This is a genomic window from Iodobacter sp. CM08, assembly GCF_033446605.1.
Taxonomy (GTDB): Bacteria; Pseudomonadota; Gammaproteobacteria; order Burkholderiales; family Chitinibacteraceae; genus Iodobacter.
In genome coordinates this window covers 91,873-116,062 of record NZ_JAWQUO010000010.1, presented here as the reverse complement: position 1 = coordinate 116,062, position 24,190 = coordinate 91,873, and the positions used below count along the sequence as shown (strand labels likewise).

Sequence of the window (24,190 nt, the reverse complement as noted above, 5' to 3'; positions counted from 1 at the left end):
TCTGCCCATGAAACTAATCCGAGCCTTATCTACACCTTGGCGCGCTGCCAAAAATCCCTTATTCCTCTATCAGCACCATCGTTTAATTCATGCGCTGCGGGTGACGCTGGCCTTTACTTTTGGCTTGGTCATTAATCTTGCTTTGCCGATTCAACATGGAAGCTGGATGTTGGTAACCATTGTGGTGATGCTTGGCAATGTGCCGCACTTAGGCGCAGTGGCGCAGAAAACGCGGCAACGCACGGTGGGCACTGCTGTTGGTGCGCTTGCAGGGCTGCTGGCGATTGCCCTGTATGGCGCATCGCCCCTGCTTTGTTATGTTTGGATGGGCTTTGTGGTGTTATTAAGTGCCTATCATGCGATTGGCAAGGCGGGTTATACCGCGCTTACGGTTGGGATTACCTTGGTGATTGTGGCTGGGGTTGGGGATGGAACGGTTTCTGAATCACTTTGGCGTACGGGGGATGTTGTTTTAGGCTCTTTGATCGCTATTATTGCCGCTTCTTTATTTCCACAGCGCGCCCTTGATCATTGGCGATTTTTGCTGGCAGATAATTTGCGTGAATCAGCGCTGATGTATAGCCGTATTGCTAGGCGAGCGCCGTTGGATGTGGAAGCGGCACTTGGGCGGTTTAATGCTCGTTTAATTGCCATGCGCGGTTTGATTTCTTCTGCGGCAAGCGAATGCGAGCAAAGCACCACGCGTTTTGAATCAATACAGCGTGGCCAACGCACGCTCTATAGCGTGTTTGATCGAATGGGGGATGTTGCCAGCAAAAATGCCGAGCCACTTCCTGACAAAGGGGTTTTTCGCAAGGCGGTGGTAAAAGCGTTATTTAGGGCGGCGCACGGGATTCGTTTTTTGCACCCTGAAATGCTACTTAATAGCCTGCCCGAGGCGGATCAAAGCGCCAGCGCTTGTTATTGGCTGAGTGCAGAATTAAGCCAAACAACGCTTCGTTTATGTGATGAATTGCTTTTGTTGATGCCGGCTATTCAGGTGTCGCAGCAAGGCTTACAGCCTTTAAATCCACACGATGTCATGCATAATTACGACCAGTAAGCTTATTTATATTGATCAATCTATTTAATATAGGAGTGATAACTTGACGCAAAGCCATTTTATAAAACCTGTTGTGGCAGCATTTGATTTTGATGGCACGATTACCACAAAAGACACTTTTATCCCTTATCTAAAAAAAGCTTTCGGCAAACGTGCCGTGTATTTGGCTTTATTTTCTTTAGTGGGGGAGGCCATTAAAGTTGGCGTTGGCATCTCTAATCGGGATAGCTTTAAAGAAAAAATAGTGGCTAAATTATTTGTTGGTCAATCACTCGATAAATTGCAAGCAATAGGCAAAGAGCATGCAAAAGAAATAGAACGCTGGTTTCGCCCCGCCGCAATTGAGAAAATAAATTGGCATAAGCAGCAGGGGCATCGTTTAATTATGGTAAGCGCATCGCTTGATCTTTATTTAGAGCCAATGGTAAAGCGGCTTGGCTTTGATGATTTGCTCTGTACACGCCTATCTGCCAACAATAATGTATTAAGTGGGCGTTTATTAGGCGCTAATTGCCGTGGCATAGGAAAAACAGTGCAGCTTGAATTGCTAGTCGGCCCCCTTGCAGATATAGAGCTCTATGCTTACGGCGATTCGGCAGGGGATAAAGAAATGCTAGAGGCCGCTACGCATCCATTTTTTAAACCTTTTATTGAGAATTAAAGTGCTCAAGATGATCAAAAACACTCTTTAGCAAGCTTGCTCAGCTCAGTATCAATCGCTGTGAAGCGGCTGATAAGGCATTATTTCCGATGTTTATTTTTATGAAAAACAGAGATTTTGTTACTTTGCGTCTAGATTTTGGCTAGAGAGAGAATCTAAATACAAGCATGTTGTGCGATATTACTGATCAGAAAATAGTGTGTATTTTGGTTTATGCTCAAGGCTTTAGCTCCCGAGTATCTCGATACCAGCATTGCAAATGTGACTAATCAGATTAAATATTAACATTAGGCAAGCTTGCAAAAATCATGCCTAGCACTTACAATGCGTCAGCAATACACAGCGGGCGTCGTATAATGGTAATACCCTAGCTTCCCAAGCTAGCGCCGTGAGTTCGATTCTCATCGCCCGCTCCATATTTTAAAGCCCACTTACCGCATAAGTGGGCTTTTTTACGCCTCAGCGCCTACTTGCTTCCTTATCCTCTACAAACTAAGCCCAAACCAAGAATCCTTGGCTTGGGCTTAGTCTGCTGAATATAGCGCTTTTAGCTAACGTGGCTTGGGGCTTTCCAGCCGCCGCCTAGGGCTTTGTATAGGTCCACGGTGGCGGAGAGTTGATCGCGTTGGGCTGCGGCTAGGTTGAGCTGGGCTTGGAATAAGGATCTTTGTGCATCCAAGACTTCTAAGTAGCTAGAAAAGCCGTTGTCGTAGCGCAGGGTGGCGAGTTTTAATTGCCGAGTTAGCGAGTCAAACTGCTGCTGCTGGGCGGCCACGATTTTTACGCTGCTGCTGCGGGCGGCCAAGGCGCTTTGCGTTTCGGCAAAGGCTTGTTGGATGCTCAGGCGGTAGCTGGCTACGGCTTGTTTTTGGCGAGCGGTGGCGCTATCAACATTGGCGGCGGTTTTGCCATTATCAAACAGCGGTGCGGCCAAGTTGCCAAGAAAAGACCACGTTTTAGCTGGGCCAGTAAATAGATTGCCGATTTCTGCGCTTTCTAAACCCAATATCCCTGTTAATGAAATAGTTGGGTAGTAGGCGGCGCGAGCGGCGGCAATTCTGGCCCCTGCGGCACGCAGGCTTTGCTCGCTGGCTTGAATATCTGGCCTGCGGGCCAGTAGCTCAGATGGCAGGCCAAGCGGCACATTCATCGGTACGTTGATTTGGGTCAGCATTTTGCCGCGTGGCACGCCAATATCGATCATGGCGCGTGGATTTTGGCCAATCAAGATGCCAAGGCTGCCCGCCACTTTGGCGATATTTTGCTCAATGCTAGGCACGCTGGCTTGGGCGCTGGCGAGCTCCACTTCGGCTTGGCGCATATCTAGCTCAGAGGTAACCCCCCCCTCAAAGCGCCGTTTACGTAGCTGAAAGCTTTCTTGCCGCGTTTTGAGTGTGTCTTGGGCAATGGCGAGCTGCTGATCGAGTGCGCGCAAATTAAAATAGGTTTGCGCCACATTGGCATACAGCGCCAGCGCGATGGCATCACGGTTGTATTCGCTGGCGAGTAGATCGGCCTTGGCGGCATCGGTACTATTTTTGATGCGCCCCCATAAGTCTAACTCCCATGATGCGGTGGCACCAAGGCGATAGCTATCCACTGCGCTATCGCCAACGGCAATGTTGTTTTGCTGGGAAGCAAGGCTCCTGGCCGCTTTGCCACCTAAATCTAGCCTAGGCAGTTGATCAGCCGAGGTGATGCCGAGCGCCGCGCGGGCTTCATCGATGCGCGAGGCGGCAATCACTAGGTTTTGATTATTGGCTTGGGCCGCAGCAATCAAGCCATCTAGGGCGGGGTCGTTAAATTGAGCCCACCAATTTTGGCCAATAGCAATATCACTGGCGGCATCGCTGCGCCAGCTGCTGGGTAGGTCGCTACTGGTGTCTACCACGGGCGGGGTCAGTGCGCAGGCGCTTAAGGTGGCCGCAATCAGTAGAGCGAGCGCAGATTTACGCATGGTGATCTCCAGCTTCTGGGTGGGCAGCGGCTTTTTTCTCGCTGCTTTTCATAATTAAACGGAAGAAGAGCGGAATAAAGAAAATGGCAATAAAGGTGGCGGCCAACATCCCACCAATCACTGGCGTGCCCAGTGAGTGGCGGCTGGCCGAGCCTGCGCCGCTAGAGGTGACGAGCGGTACGCAGCCTAAAATAAAGGCCAAGGATGTCATCACAATTGGGCGGAAACGTAAGCGGGCCGCCGAAAGTGCGGAATCCAGCAAACTCATTCCTTCTTCATGCTTCATCACGGCAAATTCAACAATCAAAATGGCATTTTTAGCCGCTAGCCCCACTAGGGTAACAAGGCCAATCTGGAAGTAAACGTCGTTGGTGAGGCCGGTAAGATAAACCGAAAGCAAGGCTCCAAATAGCGCAAAAGGCACGGCACTGATCACGGCAATAGGCAGTGTCCAGCGTTCGTACTGCGCAGCCAAGATTAAGAACACCATGATAATACCGAAGCCAAAGGCCAGCGCAGCTGAAGAGCCTGCCGATTTTTCTTGGTAGGCAGATCCCGTCCATTGCAGCTTGTAATCAGAGCTCATCACGTTGGCTTCTACTTCTTCTAGCGCCTTAATGGCCTGACCAGAGCTGATGCCTGCTGCGGGTTGAGCCATGATTTTTGCAGCTTGGAAAACGTTAAAACGCTCAACCAATTCTGGGCCCGCCGAGGTTTTGACTTTAACCAAGCTGGTCAGCGGAATCATGTCGCCTTTATCTGAGCGCACATAAACATTACGAATATCATCTGGGCGGGCACGGTAATCCGCTTCAGATTGCAATTGCACACGATAAGTGCGGCCAAATTGGTTGAAGTCATTGACATACACTTGGCCAAAGGTGGCTTGCATGGTGTCGAATACTTGGTTGATGCTTACGCCGAGTGCTTTGGCTTTTTCGCGATCTAGATCAAGATAGATTTGCGGTACATTGGCGCGGAAGGTGGTGGATACACTGGCAAACTCAGGGCGCTTTTTAGCTTCGTCAACAAAGCGCTGGGTGGCTTGTGAAAACTCTGCCGTATTACCGGTGCCGCGATTTTGCAAATAAGCCTCAATCCCGCCAGTGGTCGACATCCCTTGAATAGCCGGAGGGTTAAAGGTGGCCGCAAAGCCATCTTTCATCCCCATATACGCCATGCCTTGAAAGGTTTTAGCCAGTGCAAAGGAGCTATCGGCGGGATCTTTACGCTCTTTCCAATCTTTAAGCGTTGAGAACACAATGCCGCTATTGCTAATCACCGCGCCAGACAAAATATCAAAGCCAACAAATGAAACCACGTTTTCGACATTTTTATTTGCCATCAACATTTTTTCAAATTGATCACTAGACGCCGCCGTGCGGTTCAGCGAAGACGCATCAGGCAGCATGACCGCGCTGATTAAAGTACCTTGATCTTCATCGGGCACCAGTGCACCGGGTACTTTTTGCAGTAAGACAAAAATCGCCAGTAAGATGGCCGCAAATAAAATAAACGCTACGCCAACACGGCGGTTTAAAAAGGCTACGCCGCTTACATAGCCATTGGTGAGGCGATCAAAGCTATTGTTAAACCACACAAAGAAACGAGCTGGTTTTTGATGGTTGTTTTTTAGCAAAATAGCGCACAGCGCTGGGGTGAGTGTTAAGGCCACAATCCCTGAGATCACCACCGAAACCGCAATGGTCACGGCAAATTGCTTATACATTACACCGGTCATGCCCCCCATAAAGGCGACGGGCAAGAATACGGCGCACAGCACTAAAACAATGGCGATTACGGGGCCAGCGACTTCTTGCATGGCTTGGATGGAGGCTTCTTTAGCGGAGCATTTAGTCTCGCTCATGATCCGCTCAACGTTTTCCAGCACCACAATGGCGTCATCCACCACGATACCAATGGCCAATACCATCCCAAACAGGGTTAAGAGGTTGATCGAAAAGCCGAGTATCAACATGCCAGCAAAGGTACCAATCAAGGAAATCGGTACGGCAATGCAGGGGATCAGCGTGGCGCGGAAGTTTTGTAAGAAAAGGTAAACCACGATAAATACTAAAATAATCGCTTCGAACAGCGTATGTACCACTTCCTCAATCGAAATTTTAACGAATTCGGTGGTGTCATAAGGGATGGAGTAAGCAATGCCTTCGGGGAAGCGTACCTTTAGTTCTTCCATCTTGGCTTTAACAGCGGCAGCGACGGCAACCGCGTTGGCACCGGGCTGCAGATACAGGCCAATGGCGACGGCGGATTTGCCATTTAAACGCGCTTGCAAGTCGTAGTCTTTGCCGCCCATTTCAACGCGGGCCACGTCTTTCAGACGAATTTTTGCCCCGTCAGAGGTAGAGCGGATGATGATGTTTTCAAACTCTTTGGCGTCTTTTAAACGGCCTTGAGTATTTACCGTGTAAGTAAAATCAATCGGCGCGGTGGTCGGTTGCGCACCAATTTTACCTGCAGCAAACTGGGCGTTTTGCTCACGAATGGCCGCAATGACGTCAGAAGGAGAAAGTTTAAGCTGGGCGAGCCGATCAGGGCGCAGCCAAACGCGCATGGCGTAATCCGTGCCACCAAACATACTTAAATCACCCACCCCAGGCAGGCGTTTTAGCTCGTCCACGATATTGAGCTGGGCATAGTTAGACAGATAGGTGGTGTCGTAGCGGCCATTGGGCGAGTTCAAGGCCACAACTTCTAAGATAGACGTGGATTTTTTCTTAACCGTTACCCCTTGGCGCTTTACCTCTTCAGGCAGCTGGGCTAGGGCCGCAGAGACACGGTTATTCACGTTAATCGTGGCTTGGTCAGGATCGGTACCAATTTCAAAGTACACATTCATGCTCATCTGGCCGTTTGAAGCGGAGCCAGATTGCACATAAATCATATGCTCTACGCCATTAATTTGTTGCTCGAGCGGTGCGGCCACCGTTTGAGCAATCACTTCTGGGGTGGCGCCTGGGTAAACCGCCGTAACCGAAACCACGGGCGGTGTAATGCCAGGGTATTGCTCAATAGGAAGGGAGCGCATTGCGGCCAAGCCCGCCAGCACGATGATGATGGAAATCACGCTGGAAAAAATAGGCCGCTCAATAAAGAATTTTGAAAACATGCTTATTCCTTTGGTGCAGCAGCAGCGCTGGCAGGGCTGGGGTTAACCACTGAGCCTGGCTTGGCTTTCATCAGCCCATCCACAATCACTTTTTGCCCCGCTTTTAGGCCGGCTTCAATAATCACCTTGCCATCAATCACCGAGCCTAGCTTAACGGGGATAGGCACGACTTTATTGCCTTCACCTAAGGTCATCACAATATGATCGGCTTGTGATTGCACCACGGCGCGTTCAGGCACTAAAAGCGTGTTTTTGCGTTTGCCAAGCTCTAGTGTGACGCGAACAAATTGCCCTGGTAGTAAATCACCCTTGGGGTTTTTGAAAATAGCGCGTGCGCGAATCGTGCCGGTTTTAGGATCGACTCGGTTGTCAGAGAAATTAATCAAGCCGGTTTGCGCGTAGTTGCTGCCATCGGCTAGCTTAATTTTGGCTTTAAAGCTTTCGTTTAAGGTGACTTGGCCGCTACGGGAGGCGGCTTCTAGCTCTTGCCGATCTTGCTCAGAGTAAGAAAAATTAACATAGAGCGGATCAAGTTGAGAAATCGTCGTCAGGCGGCCCGAATCACCCGTGGCAGAAATCAAGCTGCCTTCTGATTGCACCAGCTTACTGGTAGTGCCGGAGAAAGGCGCTGTTACCTTGGTGTAACCCAAATTAAGCTCGGCTTGTTTTACACTGGCTTGCGCCGTTTGCGTACTGGCAAGGGCTGAGGTGTAGGCGGATAAAGCGTCGTCGTAATCTTTGCGGCTGACTGCGTTTTCTTTAAATAGCGGAATAATTCGATCGCGATCGGCACGAGCTTTTTCTAGCTTGGATGTTTCTTGTGAAAGCTGGCCTTTGGCTTGATCAAGGGTGGCTTTATAAGGCTCTGGATCAATTTCAAAAAGCACTTGTCCTGCTTGTACTTGCGCGCCTTCTATATAGGTTCTTTTTAATAAGATGCCGTTCACGCGGGAGCGAACTTCAATATCACGATAGCCGGCCGTTTCACCCACCATTTCTTTATTAAGTACAACATCTGTAGGTTTTAATTCAATGAAACTCACTGGGGCTGGCGGCGGTGCGCTGGGGCCAGTTTTTTGCTCACAGGCACTCAATAAGATGAGTAAGGCAAGGGCGCTCAGGTGAAAAGTTTTTGGTAACAACCTAGTACCCTGTTTCATCAGGTGATCTCCAGCTATAGGGTTTGAAGTATTGAATTTTTATATGAAGTGCCGCAAAAAAGAGATAGGAAACAGCTGCTTACTTAATGCTGTTTGCATTGCTTGAAAGAGTGGCCAGTCAGGGTATAAGGGTTTAATAGGGGGAGCTAGTGCATATTTCATTCGAAAAAATCACACTATTATCTTGTCAGATTAGTTGTTTAAAGATGCACTGCCGTGAAATATGCCAAAAGCTTAAAAAAATGTGTCTTTTGATGCGTAAAAAAACAGCTTATTGAGTGCTTAATTTTGCCCTGAATGCCTTGGTGTTGCTCAATCCTAAAAATATGGCGCTTTTTGTTGTATGCAAATGAGTTCACTTTACATTTTTTATGGATTAGACTGTCCAGTCCAAGTTGAGAGAAGATAATGGTTACAAGTAAGATTACGCCGCTGAATACAAGTGGCGATCCTGTCGTTGAGGCAGCAAAGCTTGTTTTTTGCGAAATGGGTTATCGAGCCAGTATAGATAAAGTGGCGCAACGCGCTGGAGTGGCAAGGCAAACGATTTATAACCGTTTTGGCAGTAAGCAAGCTTTGTTTGAGCTGACCATTGAGCTGTGTATTGCCGAAATGCTGGCACCGCTAACCGTGGATGAGGGCACGGTGCGGGAGCGCTTAATGCGATTTGCTTTGTCATTTAGGGCGCGGATTATGGAGCCAGAGTCCATTAGTGCGCACCGTGTGCTGACCACTGAAGCACCCCGTTTCCCAGATTTGGCCCGTCGGCACTTTGAGCTTTGTATTGAGCGCACCACCAAGCAATTAGCGCTGACTTTGGAAACGGCCATGCAAGAAGGTGGCTTAATTCAAGCCGATGCCTTTGAAGCTGCCGCTTACCTACTGGATACGCTGAGTGGTTACGATCGTTTGAAAATGTTTTTTGGTGGCGAGCCGCCAGATCCTGCAGGTGAAGAGGCTAAGGTTGGGCGGCTTGTGGATCGCTTTTTGCGCGCCTATCGCCCCTGTTAAAGATGGTATTTCGATGATAGGTGAGCATTGCCAGGCATTAAGGGCGCAGCTTACTGCGCCCCTATATTCGCTTGCGGATGCCGTTTGGTGGGCGCAAAACCTTTTTATTAATGTGGCGGTATAAGTATCTGTTGTTAGTTTTAAAAACCAGCTAAGCGCCCATGTGCGCCTTGGCAGAAAGATAAGTGGATCGTCAATTTATTGGCGTAAATATTTTAATTAAGCGGATTAAGGATTAGCAATGCTTCCTTCACTCAAAAAAAGTGTGGTTTTAGTTTTAGCTGCGGCAAGTCTATTAGCGGCCTGCGGTAAAGGTGGGCCAGAAGGCGCTGCGGGTGGCGCGGGTGGTGGAATGCCGCCGCCAGAAGTCACCGTGGTCACCACTCAGGCAGGTAGTGCAGCATTAACGCGTGATTTAAGTGGCCGTATCACTGCGGTACGCACTGCCGAAGTGCGCGCCCGCGTGGATGGTATTTTAGAAAAACGCCTCTTTAATGAGGGCGGTGAGGTTAAAGCAGGGCAGTCTTTATTTAAGATTGATTCACGCGTACTAGAGGCCAATGCCGCCACGGCTAAAGCCGCACTGGCTAAAGCCAAGGCGAGTGTTTCAATTGCCAAGCAAACCGCTGATCGCTATCGCCAGCTGGTGGGGGAGCAGGGTGTCAGCCGTCAAGAGTTTGATCAGGCTGAAGCGCAGCTTAAGCAAGCAGAAGCCGAAATGGCTGCCGCTGAGGCAGAAGTGCGCCGCAGCGGCGTGGATCTAGAATACGCCAGCGTACAAGCGCCTATCAGTGGCCGCATTGGCCGCGCTCTGGTTTCAGAAGGCGCATTGCTGAATAAAGGCACGGCTACTCCGCTGGCAACTATCGAGCAAATTGATGCGGTTTATGTGGATTTTAATCAGTCTGGTGCCGATTTGCTGCGTTTAAAGCAAATGACAAAAGCGGGCAAGCTTAAACAAGCTACTTTACCCGTTGATCTCTTATTAGAAGATGGCACTGCCTACGCTCACTCAGGTAAGTTGCTATTTGCTGAGCAAACGATTGATCCAACGACCGGTACGGTGACTTTACGCGCTGAGTTTCCTAACCCAGATCATCTTTTACTGCCTGGCATGTTTGCCACGGTAAGGGTTGCGCAAGGTGCAATGGATGCCACGGTGCGTGTGCCACAACAAGCGATTGTTTCATCGCCACAGGGCCAGTTTGTTTACGTAGTGGGGAGCGACAATAAAGTAAGCCCTGCACCAGTGAAAACCGGTGGATTCTCAGGCAAAGATTGGATCGTCTTGAGTGGTTTAAAAGGCGGCGAGCGGGTGATGATCGATGGCATTCAAAAAGTACGCCCTGGCGCGGTAGTGAGCCCAGTTGATGCGGCTGCGGCAAAGTCTGCCCCTGCTGCCCCTGCTGCCCCTGCAAAAAAATAGCTGCTACTGATGATGCTTAGGCGTCACGAGTAGTCCACCGCAGTACGCCATGCTAAAACCCAAATCTTAAACCACAGAGTAAAAGGAGAAGACGGAGGGCCACGGAGGAAAAACAAGGAAATAAGGTTTTCTCCGTGAAACTCCGTGCTCTCTGTGCCCTCCGTGTTTTGAGATTTGGGTTTTGGGTGGAGTCTTACTGTGCTGCATTAGGAGAGTTTATGTTTGCTCGATTTTTTATCGATCGCCCGGTATTTGCTTGGGTGATCGCCATTATTATTATTTTGGCAGGTTTGCTGGCTTTCAAAAGCCTGCCGATCTCTCAATACCCCGAAGTGGCTCCGCCCGCTTTAACCATTAACGCAACTTACCCCGGCGCAAGCGCGCAGGTGATGGAAGAAACCGTAACCGCGCTGATTGAACAAGAAATGAACGGTTTGGAGAACATGCAGTATATGAGCTCCAATAGCGATAGCGCCGGTAATATGGCGATTACGCTGACGTTTAAGCCAGGTACAGATTTGGATATCGCCTCGGTAGAAGCGCAAAACCGTGTGAAACGGGTTGAAGCGCGTTTGCCTAGTGAAGTACGCCAACAAGGCGTGCAGGTGGTTAAATCCCGTAGTAATTACCTGATGTTTGTCACGCTGTTGTCGCCAGATGGTAGCTACGACAATGTGGCACTGGGCAGTTATGTGAATTCTAGCGTGATTGATTCCATTCGCCGTGTGCCGGGTGTGGGTGAGGCGATGTTGTTTGGCTCTGAATATGCGATGCGTATTTGGCTTGATCCGGCTAAATTGGCTGGCTTTAAGATGTCCGCCTCAGAAGCCTTAGCCGCCGTGCGCGCGCAAAACGTGCAATTGGCAACGGGTGAAATTGGCCAGCTACCAGCCCCTGCAGGCCAGCAATTTACCGCAACGGTGGTCACGCAAGGCCGCTACTTAACCGCAGAGCAGTTTGGCAATATCGTGCTGCGCGATGGCAAAAACGGCTCGCAATTACGCTTAAAAGATGTGGCCAAAGTTGAGCTGGGCGCATCCGATTACAGCGTATTGGCGCGTTTAAATGGTAAGAGTATTGCGGCGATCGGGATTAAGCTCTCCCCCGATGGCAATGCGCTCGAAACAGCCAAGGCAGTAAAAGCCAAGCTAGACGAGTTGTCTAAGTTCTTCCCTAAGGGCATTGCCGTTGAAGTGCCTTACGATACCTCTAAGTTTGTGGATGTTTCGATCAAGGAAGTATTGACCACGCTGGTTGAAGCGATTGGTTTGGTGTTTATTGTGATGTACCTATTCCTAGGTAATATCCGCGCCACGCTGATTCCGACGATTGTTGTGCCAATTGCGCTCTTGGGTGCTTTGGTGGGTTTGCAGCTGTTTGGTTACTCCATCAATGTGCTGACCATGTTTGCCATGGTATTGGCGATTGGTATCTTGGTTGATGATGCCATTGTGGTGATCGAAAACGTCGAACGGATCATGACGGAAGAGGGGCTTGCGCCACGCGAAGCCACGCAAAAAGCCATGGGGCAGATTATCGGCCCGATCATCGCCATTACTTTGGTACTGACCGCCGTGTTTGTGCCGATGGCGTTTTTCTCAGGTGCAGTGGGCGCGATTTATCGCCAGTTCTCGGTCACCTTGGTGCTGACGATGTTCTTTTCGGCGCTGATGGCTTTAACCTTAACACCGGCTTTGTGCGCTACTTTCTTGAAGCCACTGAAAAAGGGCGAGCATCACGGCACCAAAGGCTTTTTAGGTTGGTTTAATCGCAAGTTTGCCGCTTTAACCTTGCGCTATCAGGGCTGGGTAGGTACATGCATTCGTAAGACGGGTTTGTCCTTGTTGTTTTTTGCTTTGATTCTGGCATCTACCGGCTGGTTGATGTCGCGCTTGCCTACGTCTTTCTTGCCTGACGAAGACCAAGGTTACTTTATTAGTGTGGTGCAATTGCCTGCTGGCGCGACGCGTGAGCGTACGCTGGAAATCGTTGAGCAAATTGAAACGCACTTTGTGAAGCAGCCAGAAGTCGATCGCGTGATTGCGATTGTGGGTTTCAGCTTCTTTGGTCGTGGCCAAAATGCAGCACTGGCCTTTGTCACCTTAAAAGACTGGAAAGATCGTCCTAAGCCGGATGATCAGGTTGCAGCCGTGGTGCAACGCGCCAATATGATGTTGTTCCGCATTAAGCAAGCGTTCTCTTTTGCCACCAATGTGCCGCCAATTCCTGAATTGGCCTCGGTGGGTGGATTCGATTTCCGCCTGCAAGATCGTGCCGGTTTGGGCCGTGATCGCCTTTATGAAGCACGCAATATGTTGCTGGGCATGGCCGCGCAAAATAAAGCTTTGGCTGGGGTTCGCCCTGATGGTCAGGAGCCAGGTCAGCAGCTGCTGCTGGATGTTAATAAAGAAAAAGCCAGTCAGCTGGGTATTGATATGACTGAGCTGAACAACACGCTGGCTATTTCACTAGGCTCGGCCTATGTGAATGACTTTGTGCGTGAAGGCCGTATTTTGCGTGTACTGATGCAGGCCACGCCAGAAAGCCGTCTTTCGCCAGATGATTTGCTCAAGCTGCAGCTTAAAACGCGGGCGGGTAATTTAGTGCCGCTATCAGAAATTGCCGTGGCTAAATGGCAGGCAGGTGCTTCTGCGCTGGATCGCTATAACGGCTTGCCTGCGTTCAAGATCTCTGGCGGCCCAGCCCCTGGCAAAAGCTCGGGCGAGGCCATGGATGCAATGGAAGCCATGGCTAAGCAATTGCCAGCAGGCGTAGGTTTTGAATGGTCGGGCACTTCGTTTGAAGAAAGACTGTCTGGTTCGCAAGCGCCGTTCCTATTTGGCTTGTCTATCCTGATTGTTTTCTTATGCCTTGCTGCGTTGTATGAAAGCTGGTCGATTCCGTTTGCCGTGCTGTGGGTGGTGCCGCTGGGTATTTTTGGCGCGGTGGCCGCCATGACACTGCGTGGCCTACCAGACGATGTGTACTTTAAGGTGGGGCTGATTGCCATTATTGGTTTGTCCGCAAAGAACGCAATTCTGATTATTGAATTCGCCCGTGATCTGCAACGCCAAGGCATGAGTGTGGTTGATGCCACGATGGAAGCCTGCCGCTTACGCTTCCGTCCGATTCTGATGACGTCCTTTGCCTTTATTGCCGGTGTATTGCCGCTGGCCATGAGTACCGGTGCTGGGGCGGCCAGCCGCCGCGCCATTGGTACTGGGGTGATGGGGGGGATGATTACTGCTACGGTATTTGCGGTATTCCTCGTGCCGGTGTTCTTTGTGGTGGTGCGTCGCTTCTTCCCAGAAAAAGAAGTGGTGCGCACAGATGAAATCGCGGATGACCATCGTTAATCCTGATGAGTGGTTTAGCTCGGCTTATTATTGAACCGTCATTCCCGCGAAGGCGGGAATCCAGTCTTGTGGCGCTCAAAACCTCTGTATCCCCGATTAAAAACATTCGGGAATGACGATCTTCATGCATTTAAAGTTTGAAATGATTTTTGCTGAGCTATCCCGCTAATCAGGTGGTTAATTGACTTGCCGGTGTTCGAAGAGCGGCATGACACTCTTCGCATAATGACGCGAACCAATAGGTAAAAAAACGGATGAAAAAACAATTAATGTCTAAGACCATGCTGCTTGCGATGAGCTTTGCATTGGGCGCTTGCGCCATGGGGCCGGATTACGTCCGCCCTGCGGCCCCTGTGGCCAGTGCCGTAGGTAGCCAGCCGCAGGATCTCAGTACGCCAGAGTGGAATAGCTATTTTCTAGATCCAGCCTTAAAGCCGGTGATAGATAAAGCTTTAGCCAATAACCGCGATCTAAAAATTGCCACGGCCAGAATCGAAGAAGCACGGGCGCTGTACGGTATTCAGAAGGCGGATTTATTGCCGTCGGTGAGTGCGAATGGCTCTGGTAGCACCAGCCGTAGCAATCCAGATGTAGATATCAGCCGCCGTTATGAAGCCAACTTGGCTTTGCTGTCTTATGAGGTGGATTTCTGGGGGCGGGTGCGTCGTTTAAGCGAAGCGGCCAAGGCCAATTACTTAGCCAGCGAAGAAGCGCAGCAATCGGTGCGCAGTGCGCTGATTGCCGATGTGGCCAATAGTTATTACCTTGCGCAAGCCTTAAATGCACGCAGCCGCTTAGCCGAGCAAACCGCTACAGCGCGTCAGGAAAGTGCCCGTGTGGTGAAACGCCGCGTGGATGTGGGCGTGGCTAATCGCTTAGATCTCTTGCAGGCAGAGGCCGCACAAGACAGCGCCTTAAGCGATAAAGCTGCTTTAAGCCGTCAGGCCGTTAACGCACAGAACGCACTGACTCTGCTGGTGGGTGAGGCTGTAAGCTTGCCCGAGGTAAACTTAAATGCGGAGGTGTTTGCATTACCTAGTGGCTTAAGCTCGGCAGTGCTGCTTGATCGCCCTGATGTGCGGGCCGCAGAGCAAAAGCTAGTAGCGGCTAACGCCAATATTGGCGCTGCCCGTGCCGCATTCTTCCCAAAAGTTACCCTTATGGGTAGCGCTGGCGTGATGAGCGATGAATTGGGCGATTTGTTCTCCGGCGGCAACCGCGCTTGGAGTTTTTTACCCCAAATCAGCCTGCCGATTTTTGACGGTGGCCGCTTAAGCGCTGGGGCAGATGTTGCTGCTGCACGCAAGGTGATCGCTGTGGCGGAGTACGAAAAAACCATTCAGCTGGCCTTTAAAGACGTGGCCGATGTGTTATCTGATCAAGGCTGGCTGGTAGAGCAGCTTGCCGCACAGCAAAAGCTGGCAGATCGCCAAGGCCAGCGTTTAAAGCTTGCCGAAGCGCGCTATGCCTCGGGCTTATCAGGCTATTTAGAGGTGCTGGATGCGCAGCGTGAGTTTTACGCCGCCAGCCAAGCTTTGATCGAAACCCGCCGCGCCCGCCTTGCGGTATCGGCTCAAGCGTTTAAGGCTTTGGGAGGAAGGTAAGCATAGGTGGCCTTACAAACCATCATGCTTAAATGATGCATATAGAGGCATGGCATGCCGTGCCTCTACTTTAAATAGCAAACCCTGCCCGCTTATCGCTGAATCATGAGTAAGTCTTCTTGTCAGCACTGAAAGCCCACCACAATCCCATAAGCACATCAAACTGATGCGAGACTTATTAGGGAGTGAACCGTGGATCAGCGCTTAAAGCTTTGTCTTATTGCAGTTGCCGTCAGTCTTGGTTTGTACGCTTGCGGTGGAGGGAGTGGTAGTAGCTCAACACCGTCTACATCCGTAGCTGTTACGCCAACGAGCATCCCCACCGCAGTGCCAACACCCACTCCAGCACCTAGCGGCGGTGCTTATGCTCAAGGCACGGTGACGGGCTTTGGAAGTGTAATTGTTGATGGCAATACCTTAGACGATAGCAATGCCAGCTTTAAGGTGGAGCAAGATCCTTCCGTCATCAGCACGGGTACCAGCAATGATATCAAGCTGGGCATGAAGGTGGAATCTGACCAAGGCAGCGATGATAAAATCAAAACGCTCACCGCTCTGCCAGAGGTTTACGGCAAAATTACAGAATTACAAGCGGGTGTTGGTTTCAAATTAGCAGGGCAAACTATCCGTGTCTCAAGCGATGCCGCAGCGCCAACCGTATTTGAGGGGGCCTCGGTGCTGGCTGATTTGCTAGTCGGTGATGTGGTTGAAGTGCATGGTAGCCGTGATGGCGCCAGCGTGATTGTGGCCACGCGGATTGAGCGCAAAGACCCTAGCAGTGCCTTAATGGTGCGTGTAGTAGGGATAGTGAGCCAGCTTGACAATACGGCTAAAACATTGTTGGTGGGCGGCTTAAAAATTGACTTTACTAACGCAAAATTGCGTCCAGATGGCGTGGTGTTAGAAAACGGTCAGTTGATCGCCGCGTGGAGTGACCAAGCCATTAGCGCTGCCAGCGTCATGAATGCTAAAGCTTTGAAGGTAAGAAAACCGCAAGCCGGTGATGGCCTAAAAATGCAAATTGGTGGTTTGATTGCTGGCTTAGATAGTAAAACACTGAGCTTTAAATTAGGCGAAGTGATGGTGGACGCGAGTAAATCTAAGTTTGAAAGCGGCGTAGTCACTGATCTAGCCAATGGTAAACCAGTACGCGTGGGTGGCGTTTGGCAGACCAATAAACTGGTCGCAGCCAATGTGAAGTTTGTTAAAGATAGTGTAGACGCCAAGGTTGAGCTAAATGGCGTGGTCACCGATTTTGTTTCCTTAGCTAGCTTTAAGGTACGAGGGGTATTGGTTGATGCAAGCGCGGCGACTTTTGATGGCGGAGCCGCGGATAACTTAGCTAATGGCGTACTGGTGAAAGTGCAGGGTAGCGTAGCTAATGGCACCGTCTTGGCCAAAACGCTAAAAATCGATACGCCACCGCCTGTAACGACGGCTCCAAACGCCAGTCAGACGGCAAGTGTAGGTATTCGGACGATTACAGGTGAAGTTAAAGACCTTGATGCCAAAACCGGTAAATTTACTTTGATCGGCATAAAGCTAATGTTGCAAGTCAATGATAAAACGGAATACGGTATGCAAGGTTCGGATGTGGCTGCTAGTAAGACTGATTTTGTAAATGGTAGCAAAGTGGTAGTGCGTGGCGAGATATTGGCTGATGTACTTATTGTTAAAGAAGTTAAGCTACCGGCAAAAATTGCACCGCCTATTAAGCTTGCAGGGGTGCTAAGTGGCGTAACGGCAACGCAGTTCAAGCTCAATGGCGTCATTGTGTTGTGGGGTACAACCACGCCTATTGATGGTGGCGCGCTAGACAGTGTGGTAAATGGGGTGGCTGTTGAAGTGACTGCACTAAAGAGTGGCGATAAAATAAGCGCTCAAAAAATCGAGATAAAAGGGCGCGTCACCGTAGCAAATGTTTTAGAAATAAAAGGCCCAATTAGTGACTTAGTTTCGGCTAGTGATTTTAAAGTGGCGGGGCAAAAAGTGAACGCCAGTAAAGCCGAAATCAAAAGCGGCAAAACGGCAAATGTAGGCAATGGCCGCCTAGTCACGGTGAAAGGAACGCTTACAAATGGCGTATTGATTGCTACGCAGATTTCATTTGAAGATTAAGTCTATTTAACCGTAATGAACAACGCCCCAACCGCTGAACTTTTGTTCATGCTTTTGGGGCGTTTTGTTTGTTAAGCATAAAACGTTGCCGTAATGCCCAAAAACTATTGTAGGGGAGCAGCAGGCAGCCCCCCCCCCAATCCTATCAACTTAAGCAATATGCCATTGGTAGGGCGGGTACAACCTTTGATCGACGTTGAAAAAATGCGGGTTTCACCCGCCCTACGATATCCTGGTTTTTTACGGCAAGAATGCAGTTTTTATGCGCTGCGGTAATGTAGTTCCGTAAAACGTACTTAATCTGCCAATAAAACCATTAAAGCATCAGCCACATCGCTTAAGGCAACACCTTCACCCAAGGCGATGGGGGTATTGCTTTCTAGTGCCGCCACCCCTTCGTTTTTAATTTTTGCAATCCATAAGCCCGCTTCTCGGCCTTGGCTAAAGCCTTGGCTTTGCAATAACACGCGGCCATCACTGGCGATAAAGTTAAAGTAAAACAGCCCATCGTCTAAGCGGAACTGCTTAAACAAAGGCAAGGCGGCTTTCTTTTCGGCTTTTGCAGCGGGCACGGCAATGGCTTGCATCGGGCGCAGGCCAAGGGACTCGCGTACTTTTTTTAATAATGGTGCGGCGGTGGCGCGGGCTTTGGCCGCCCCAGTTTGTAATAGCGCTTCAATTTCTTCTGGGTGCGCCATCAGCGCTTCATAGCGCTCACGCATTGGCGCAATATCGCGTTCGATTAAATCGAGCAGGCGTTTTTTTGCCTCGCCCCAGCTAAGGCCTGCGCGTAATTCGTCTTTAAATTGGGCGGTTTCTGCGCTGCTGGCAAAGGCTTCAAAAATAGTGACTAAATGCGAGTTGTCTGGGTCTTTGGGCTCGCCAGGTAGCAGGCTATTGGTCACAATTTTTGCGATGGCGTCTTTAAGCGCCTTTACCCCGCCTTCAAATAGTGGAATGGTATTGTCGTAACTTTTGCTCATCTTGCGGCCATCTAGGCCGGGCAGGGTGGCAACGTGCTCTTCGATATGCGCTTCAGGCAAGACAAATAAATCGCTGCCTTGGCCAAATAGATGGTTAAAGCGCGCGGCCACATCACGGGTCATTTCAATATGCTGAATTTGATCGCGGCCTACCGGTACTTTGTGCGGGTTAAATAGCAGGATGTCTGCGGCCATTAAAATTGGGTAGCAAAACAGACCCATGGTAATGCCTGCATCAGCATCTTCACCCGCCGCTTCGTTCACATCCGTGCTGGCCTTGTAAGCGTGGGCGCGGTTCATTTGGCCTTTGGCCGTTACACAGGTCAATAGCCAGTTTAGTTCGGTGACTTCAGGAACATCGCTTTGGCGATAAAAAGTAACGCGTTCTGGATCTAAGCCCGCAGCCAGCCAAGTGGCGGCAATTTCTAGGCGTGAGCGCTCAATCCTAGCCGGATCATCACATTTGATTAGGGCGTGGTAATCCGCCATAAAAAAGAAGCAATCGGTGTCGGTGCTTTGGCTGGCGACAATGGCTGGGCGAATAGCCCCCACATAGTTGCCAAGATGGGGTGTACCCGAGGTGGTAATGCCGGTAAGAACACGCAAACTCATCACTTTTTCCTGTCGATTCAAACTATGGTCGCAAGTCTAGCAGGCGTGCGGGTTTCGTGTAAGTGAAATACACAAAGCTAAATGAAATTTGCCGCAGTGGATTAAATTTTCGAGGGGAGTGAAGGTAATTTAGTTGGGTATGATTATGGTATTAATATGGCTTGGCTAATATATACCAATAAAAAGGTATATATTGGTGTTGGTTAGATCTCTCCAATAAAGGAATTAAAATGCGTAATAAACTATTTAGCACGCTGTTGATTACTTCGGGTTTATTAATTGGACAAGCTGCTTTGGCAGATGAGATCGCAGATAATGAGGTATTGGTTGGCGTTTCTGAGCAATCTACCTTAGAGGCTAAAGTTGATGCGATTGATATTCCTCAGCGCACCATCCAATTAAGCTTGCCAGATGGGCAAATTCTGATGTTTGAGCATGTAAACCCAAAAATAACCCATTTTGACCAAGTAAAAGTCAATGATAAAGTGGGTATTTCCGCTTCTAAATCTACAGCCTTGGTTTTACAAAAAGGTGGGGCTGGAGTTCGTAAAATAGTTGAAGCTCAGGGCAAAGATATTACCGTGGATGGCGCGGGTATTTTAAAAACTCGGACTATTTATAATGATGTATTGAGTGTTAATCTAAATGCGGGCAATGTAAAAATTAAAAACTTAGAGGGTGAAATCATTACTGTTCCTGTTGAAAACAAAGCAGTATTGATGAAAGCATCGGCTGGCGATCAATTATTGATTGTTAATCGTGAAAAATTAATTGTTTGGGCTAAGTAAGCGCTTTTAATTTGGGTTTTTATTGTGTTTATCTATCAACCGCTAACGGTGTGCCGTTAGCGGTTTTTTTATGGCGCGGAGTATTTAATGCTCCTATTCTTAATGCAATATCCGGGGAGTGGTTTTTTTGAGGTTGCCGGATATTTATGTGGATTTATTTAGGTTAAGCCACGCCCCAATGCTTTGATAGGTTCGCTGGCATTCTTCTTTAACTAGATTTTCTAAATTTAGAAAAGCATGGGGCAAATCACTGAAATGCAATTGATCGGTGGCAACACCCGCTTTTTTAAGCCTCGCCAAATAGGCGATGCCTTCATCCCTTAGTGGGCAAAATTCGGCACTGATTACTAAGGTAGGTGGTAGTTTATTGCTGAACTCTGCAAACAGTGGGGATGCTGTTTTACGATCTTCTTGATGCTGAAAGTATTGATTAAAGTACCAAGTCACTTTTTCTGTGCTTAATAAATTGCCCACACCGTTTTCAATTAAAGAGGGTGCACTTTGCGTGTAATCAAGGCTTGGATAAATCAGCACTTGAGCATGCAGCGGGATATTAGGCTCAAATTGCAATTTGCTAGCTACCGTAGCAGAAAGCGCCCCGCCTGCTGAATCCCCTCCAATAGAAAGCTGGGGGAGGTAGTTTAGTTTTCTATCGTCTAATACGCGCCAAATATTACTGACCACATGGTAAGCGTCTTCTACGGCGGCAGGGTAAGGGCATTCTGGGGCGAGGCGGTAATCCACAGAAATGACGATATGCTTGGCGGCCTGTGCAATTTTGCGACAAATTGCGTCGTAAACGGTAATGCCGCCCGCCATATGCCCGCCACCGTGAAAATAGACCAAAACAGGGAGAGCATGATCAGGGCTGGGGTGATAAATACGCACCGGCACAGGGTAGCCCGTGGATTTAACTAGATCATCTTGCACCCACGCTATTTTGGGAATATCAGTCACAAAAACGGCCGTTAAATAGGCCAGCCCCTCGCGAATATTGGTGCAAGTTGGCTTATAACCATTGGCCTCTAACACGGCCATTTGTTGATTAAATTGGCTAAGCCAAGGCGTAATTTTAGGGCTGAGTTGTCGCATTGTGTTTTCCGCTATTTAAGATTAAATATATTTTGCTGGCTGATAAGGGCTATTCATTTACATGCCTAATGCATGTCATGTGGCTTGATTTATTTCTAATCAGAATCGTGCAATAGATTGGCCTTGCCAGTGCTTATTTTTAAAATGAATGAAGCGATTTCTGAGCTATTGTGCAATCCAGCCCCCGTCGATATTCCATGCGGCCCCGCGCACTTCTTGGGCGGCGTCGCTGCATAAAAACAGCAGTAGTGCGCCAATTTGCTCGGGGGTTACAAACACGCCGGAAGGCTGCTTCTCTAATAAAAGCTGTGCCTGGGCTTGGGCATGGCTGATCTGTTGTTGTTTGGCTTTGGCTTCAATTTGCTGCTCAACTAAAGGAGTGAGCACCCAGCCGGGGCAGATGGCATTGCAAGTCACTCCCGTTTGGGCTAGCTCTAAAGCCACCGTTTTGGTGAGCCCTATCATGCCATGCTTGGCGGCCACATAAGCAGATTTACTGGGGGACGCCACCAAGCCATGCACAGAAACAATATTGATAATTCGTCCCCAGTTTTGCTTGCGCATGGCGGGTACAACCAAGCGGCTGGTATGAAATCCTGCAGATAAATTAAGCGCAATAATGCTATTCCAGCGCTCAATAGAAAAATCTTCAATATTGGCTAAATGCTGAATCCCTGCGTTATTCACCAAAATATCAATGCCGCCAAACTCATGATTGGCATACTTAATTAGCTCACTAATCTGCTCAGGTTGGCTTAAATCTGCGCCATGGTAACGAACTTTGCCGCCCGCTTGTTCAATGTGTTGGCGCGCGGCCAAGACATCGCCAAAACCATTTAAAACAATATTTGCACCCGCATCGGCTAAGGCGCGGGCAATGCCTAGGCCAATACCACTGGTAGAGCCGGTAATCAGTGCTGTTTTACCAAGCAAAACTTGCATGTTTAACTCCTGAAGTAAGGTGGGCAGGGGGCTGCATGCTTATTGGGGGATGGTAAGAGTTGCGTCACTAAAGCGGATCGCATCGCCCGCAGCAACAGGGCTGGCGATGCTAGGCAGCGCATTGATGTTTAAATTATCTGTAGCCACGCTGCGGGGCGTGGTGCGAATCAATTGGCTATCGGGTAGTGCCGCACCAGCCGTTAAGTGAGCCCACATCGCATCGAGAGCACGGCCTGCATAAACATGCAGTGGAATAAATCGTGTTGGAAAGCCGCTTAGCGCTAAAAAGCTATCAAAATGCTGGCCATTGGTCACTTCGATATACCGCAGTTTAGAGGCGCTGCCTTCGCTGGCTTGATTAAGTGCGTAATAAGCACGGGCGGCATGGTTGACGGGGATGAGCGTATCAGAGCGCCCCGCCACAATAATGGCCGGTTTGCCTTGCAGCTTGGCGCTGAGCTGAACTTCTTTTAGCCCATTGGCCACGCGATCGGCGAGTGCTTTTTCATTGCCCGTTAATACCGCGCCGGTTTGCGGATTAAGCCCCGTAGCCAGTTTACGCAGGCAAATGGCACCATCGATATTGTAATCTGCGGTATTAGTGGAGGCCGAAATAGAAAACGCGTCGGCCTTAGCAAGACCCACGGATAAATTATTGATAATGGAAATCCCTGCTGTGGGCGGCACACCGTTGCCGTTGCCAAAAATCCCCGCCAAGCTGACGCTATTGGGTGTGGTAATGTCACCGCTGGCATTGCTAAAGGCGTAGCTATAACCGCAGATATTGTCTTTTACTGAAAAGCTCCCATAGGCATTGATATAAGTCAGCGCCACGCCAAGGGTGGCGTTTAAACCGTAATGGCTGGCGTGTAAGGCATCGCCTTCGGGTAGCCAGCCAGCGGCGATCAGCCTGCTATAAGCATCGCTGGCTTGTGCTTCTAGCGTGCTGCCATTGACTAAACCTTTGGCCGCCAGTGAGGCACAGCGGGCGCTACCCAGTGTGGGCGATACCGCGCTACCAGAGGCCGAATTTGCGCCGCTTAAACGTGCCGACTGCACCGCGCAGGGCTGATAAAGATTAGCCAGCGTAAAGTAATCAATTAGTGGTTTGCCAATACTCGGCATGGTGGCAGTGCCTTGGCGGATGCTTAAGTTTCCCATGCTAAAGGGCTGGGCTTGTGGCTCGCTTACGGCCACGCCGTCGATCAAACCTTTGCTATCTTGCTCGGCGGCGGCTAAGGCGGCTCCGCCACCATTGGATGCGCTGGCGGCAATGACCGTGACACTGGCGGGGTTGGCAAAATCAGCCAGCCGCGTATCCCCTTGCAAGCTGCCGTATTTTTCATTCAGCAACCAAAAAGCAAATTCAACCGCACGTAGCGTGTTTTTGCCCCAGTCTTTTTCAGGGTTTTGCTGTGAGTGGCTGTGTTTAGAGGCGAGGCGATTAGGAAATTGAGCATTAAAATCGGCTAATTCGCTAGGGGAAAGATCAGCACTAAAATTGCCATTATTAAGGCTGCGGCTAACGCGCAAACCATCGATTTGATTTACCGTGTCGCTGCTTAAATCATGGATGCCGATACCTGTGCCTTTGTCAGCATACGCTACGGCGCAGCCGTGTTTTAGCGCCCATTCACCTGCGGCGGCGATTGCGCCATAAACTCCTCTAGAGCCTGATGAAGTGGCGGTAATCACGCAGGGCTTACTTTTGTTAAAGCTAGCTGGAATCTGCACCATCAGCGTGACATTTTGCTTGCCGCTGCCATCGTCTCTGTAAGCTAGGTATTCTTCCCCAGCAATCTTGCCCTCGCCCAAAGTATCGTTGCCACTGATATCAATATTGGGGCCGTAGAGCCTGCCATAACCGCCGCTGCTGCTGATATCTACCAAGGCGCGGTAATTATTATATATCGCCGCACGGCGTAGCTCGCTAGCGGTGGGTTGACTCGGGTTGGCGTAGGCGGGCAGTGCTAGGGCTAAGCCGCTTTTGCCTAGGCCTGCGGTGAGTAAATCGTTGCTATTGCCGTCTACACTGGTTTTGCTCACGCTGCCTAGCCAAGCGGGGCGGGTGTTTTCATTTAAACCATCATTGCTATTGCAGGCCGATAATAAAAGAACAAAACCTGTAAGAAGTAATCGCATCGTTCACCTCAGGGTGTGTGTGGGGGCAATCCTATCAACTTCAGCAATATGCCTTTTGTAGGGCGGGTGAAACCCGCGAGCGATGCTGAAAAACGCGGGTTTCACCCGCCCTACGATGTTTCAATGTTTGCAATAGAGAGATCTA

Annotated in this window: 15 protein-coding genes and 1 tRNA gene; 9 read left to right on the top strand and 7 right to left on the bottom strand. The window is 49.6% G+C overall.

Translation table 11 applies throughout. The features are described from left to right. Nucleotides 1–7 precede the first annotated feature (7 nt). The 3 genes from R6242_RS07500 (at nucleotide 8) to R6242_RS07490 (ending at nucleotide 2,140) form a co-directional block, all read left to right on the top strand. Entirely contained in the window at nucleotides 8–1,063 is a 1,056-nt protein-coding gene (locus R6242_RS07500) for an FUSC family protein (RefSeq protein ID WP_293931645.1), read from the top strand. A gap of 43 nt (nucleotides 1,064–1,106) precedes the next feature. Then, nucleotides 1,107–1,724, top strand: a complete 618-nt coding sequence (locus R6242_RS07495; RefSeq protein ID WP_318425677.1) for an HAD-IB family hydrolase — start codon at nucleotides 1,107–1,109, stop codon at nucleotides 1,722–1,724. A 342-nt stretch (nucleotides 1,725–2,066) separates the two neighbouring features. Beyond that, nucleotides 2,067–2,140, top strand: a tRNA-Gly gene (locus R6242_RS07490). Nucleotides 2,141–2,271: 131 nt separating this feature from the next. Here the strand turns inward: R6242_RS07490 and R6242_RS07485 are convergent. The 3 genes from R6242_RS07485 to R6242_RS07475 are packed head-to-tail and all read right to left on the bottom strand — an operon-like array spanning nucleotide 2,272 to nucleotide 7,971. Then, the gene (locus tag R6242_RS07485) at nucleotides 2,272–3,681 is read right to left on the bottom strand and encodes an efflux transporter outer membrane subunit (protein ID WP_318425675.1); all 1,410 of its coding nucleotides are present in this window, start codon (nucleotides 3,679–3,681) and stop codon (nucleotides 2,272–2,274) included. Continuing rightward, nucleotides 3,674–6,811 carry a multidrug efflux RND transporter permease subunit gene (locus R6242_RS07480; protein ID WP_318425673.1) on the bottom strand — a complete coding sequence of 1,046 codons (3,138 nt, stop codon included), beginning with the start codon at nucleotides 6,809–6,811 and terminating at the stop codon, nucleotides 3,674–3,676. Before R6242_RS07480 ends, R6242_RS07485 begins: the two co-directional genes overlap by 8 nt. 2 nt (nucleotides 6,812–6,813) lie before the next feature. Continuing rightward, the gene (locus R6242_RS07475; RefSeq protein WP_318425671.1) at nucleotides 6,814–7,971 is read right to left on the bottom strand and encodes an efflux RND transporter periplasmic adaptor subunit; all 1,158 of its coding nucleotides are present in this window, start codon (nucleotides 7,969–7,971) and stop codon (nucleotides 6,814–6,816) included. 408 nt (nucleotides 7,972–8,379) lie between these two features. On the opposite strand from R6242_RS07475, the gene R6242_RS07470 reads away from it, so the two are divergent. From R6242_RS07470 to R6242_RS07450, 5 genes are all read left to right on the top strand, one after another. Beyond that, complete coding sequence (locus R6242_RS07470) at nucleotides 8,380–8,982, top strand: TetR/AcrR family transcriptional regulator (RefSeq protein ID WP_318425669.1); 603 nt, start codon at nucleotides 8,380–8,382, stop codon at nucleotides 8,980–8,982. A 241-nt stretch (nucleotides 8,983–9,223) separates the two neighbouring features. Then, nucleotides 9,224–10,408 (top strand): efflux RND transporter periplasmic adaptor subunit, encoded by a 1,185-nt coding sequence (locus R6242_RS07465; RefSeq protein ID WP_318425667.1) that lies wholly within the window; start codon nucleotides 9,224–9,226, stop codon nucleotides 10,406–10,408. Between the two features lie 218 nt (nucleotides 10,409–10,626). After that, the gene (locus R6242_RS07460) at nucleotides 10,627–13,764 is read left to right on the top strand and encodes an efflux RND transporter permease subunit (protein ID WP_318425665.1); all 3,138 of its coding nucleotides are present in this window, start codon (nucleotides 10,627–10,629) and stop codon (nucleotides 13,762–13,764) included. A gap of 254 nt (nucleotides 13,765–14,018) precedes the next feature. Next, a complete protein-coding gene (locus R6242_RS07455) occupies nucleotides 14,019–15,368 on the top strand; it encodes an efflux transporter outer membrane subunit (RefSeq protein WP_318425663.1) in 1,350 nt (449 codons plus the stop codon). 192 nt (nucleotides 15,369–15,560) lie between these two features. Further along, nucleotides 15,561–17,486 carry a DUF5666 domain-containing protein gene (locus tag R6242_RS07450; RefSeq protein WP_318425661.1) on the top strand — a complete coding sequence of 642 codons (1,926 nt, stop codon included), beginning with the start codon at nucleotides 15,561–15,563 and terminating at the stop codon, nucleotides 17,484–17,486. Between the two features lie 296 nt (nucleotides 17,487–17,782). On the opposite strand, the gene R6242_RS07445 is transcribed toward R6242_RS07450, so the two are convergent. Next, complete coding sequence (locus R6242_RS07445) at nucleotides 17,783–19,084, bottom strand: tryptophan--tRNA ligase (protein WP_318425659.1); 1,302 nt, start codon at nucleotides 19,082–19,084, stop codon at nucleotides 17,783–17,785. Nucleotides 19,085–19,311: 227 nt separating this feature from the next. On the opposite strand from R6242_RS07445, the gene R6242_RS07440 reads away from it, so the two are divergent. Next, nucleotides 19,312–19,869: a hypothetical protein gene (locus tag R6242_RS07440; protein ID WP_293931630.1), complete on the top strand. Its 558-nt coding sequence runs from the start codon at nucleotides 19,312–19,314 to the stop codon at nucleotides 19,867–19,869. Nucleotides 19,870–20,013: 144 nt separating this feature from the next. Here the strand turns inward: R6242_RS07440 and R6242_RS07435 are convergent, their stop codons facing one another. From R6242_RS07435 to R6242_RS07425, 3 genes are all read right to left on the bottom strand, one after another. After that, a complete protein-coding gene (locus R6242_RS07435; protein ID WP_293931629.1) occupies nucleotides 20,014–20,961 on the bottom strand; it encodes an alpha/beta hydrolase in 948 nt (315 codons plus the stop codon). Between the two features lie 165 nt (nucleotides 20,962–21,126). Then, nucleotides 21,127–21,903 (bottom strand): 3-hydroxybutyrate dehydrogenase, encoded by a 777-nt coding sequence (locus R6242_RS07430; RefSeq protein ID WP_293931627.1) that lies wholly within the window; start codon nucleotides 21,901–21,903, stop codon nucleotides 21,127–21,129. Between the two features lie 39 nt (nucleotides 21,904–21,942). Continuing rightward, nucleotides 21,943–24,045 carry a 3-hydroxybutyrate oligomer hydrolase family protein gene (locus tag R6242_RS07425; protein WP_318425657.1) on the bottom strand — a complete coding sequence of 701 codons (2,103 nt, stop codon included), beginning with the start codon at nucleotides 24,043–24,045 and terminating at the stop codon, nucleotides 21,943–21,945. Nucleotides 24,046–24,190: the final 145 nt, after the last annotated feature.

Bases quoted from the DNA above. Each gene is read 5' to 3' on its own strand.
- R6242_RS07465 (WP_318425667.1), top strand. From the start codon at position 9,224: ATGCTTCCTTCACTCAAAAAAAGTGTGGTTTTAGTTTTAGCTGCGGCA.
- R6242_RS07485 (WP_318425675.1), bottom strand. From the start codon at position 3,681: ATGCGTAAATCTGCGCTCGCTCTACTGATTGCGGCCACCTTAAGCGCC.
- R6242_RS07455 (WP_318425663.1), top strand. From the start codon at position 14,019: ATGAAAAAACAATTAATGTCTAAGACCATGCTGCTTGCGATGAGCTTT.
- R6242_RS07425 (WP_318425657.1), bottom strand. From the start codon at position 24,045: ATGCGATTACTTCTTACAGGTTTTGTTCTTTTATTATCGGCCTGCAAT.
- R6242_RS07430 (WP_293931627.1), bottom strand. From the start codon at position 21,903: ATGCAAGTTTTGCTTGGTAAAACAGCACTGATTACCGGCTCTACCAGT.
- R6242_RS07480 (WP_318425673.1), bottom strand. From the start codon at position 6,811: ATGTTTTCAAAATTCTTTATTGAGCGGCCTATTTTTTCCAGCGTGATT.
- R6242_RS07475 (WP_318425671.1), bottom strand. From the start codon at position 7,971: ATGAAACAGGGTACTAGGTTGTTACCAAAAACTTTTCACCTGAGCGCC.
- R6242_RS07500 (WP_293931645.1), top strand. From the start codon at position 8: ATGAAACTAATCCGAGCCTTATCTACACCTTGGCGCGCTGCCAAAAAT.
- R6242_RS07460 (WP_318425665.1), top strand. From the start codon at position 10,627: ATGTTTGCTCGATTTTTTATCGATCGCCCGGTATTTGCTTGGGTGATC.
- R6242_RS07440 (WP_293931630.1), top strand. From the start codon at position 19,312: ATGCGTAATAAACTATTTAGCACGCTGTTGATTACTTCGGGTTTATTA.
- R6242_RS07470 (WP_318425669.1), top strand. From the start codon at position 8,380: ATGGTTACAAGTAAGATTACGCCGCTGAATACAAGTGGCGATCCTGTC.
- R6242_RS07435 (WP_293931629.1), bottom strand. From the start codon at position 20,961: ATGCGACAACTCAGCCCTAAAATTACGCCTTGGCTTAGCCAATTTAAT.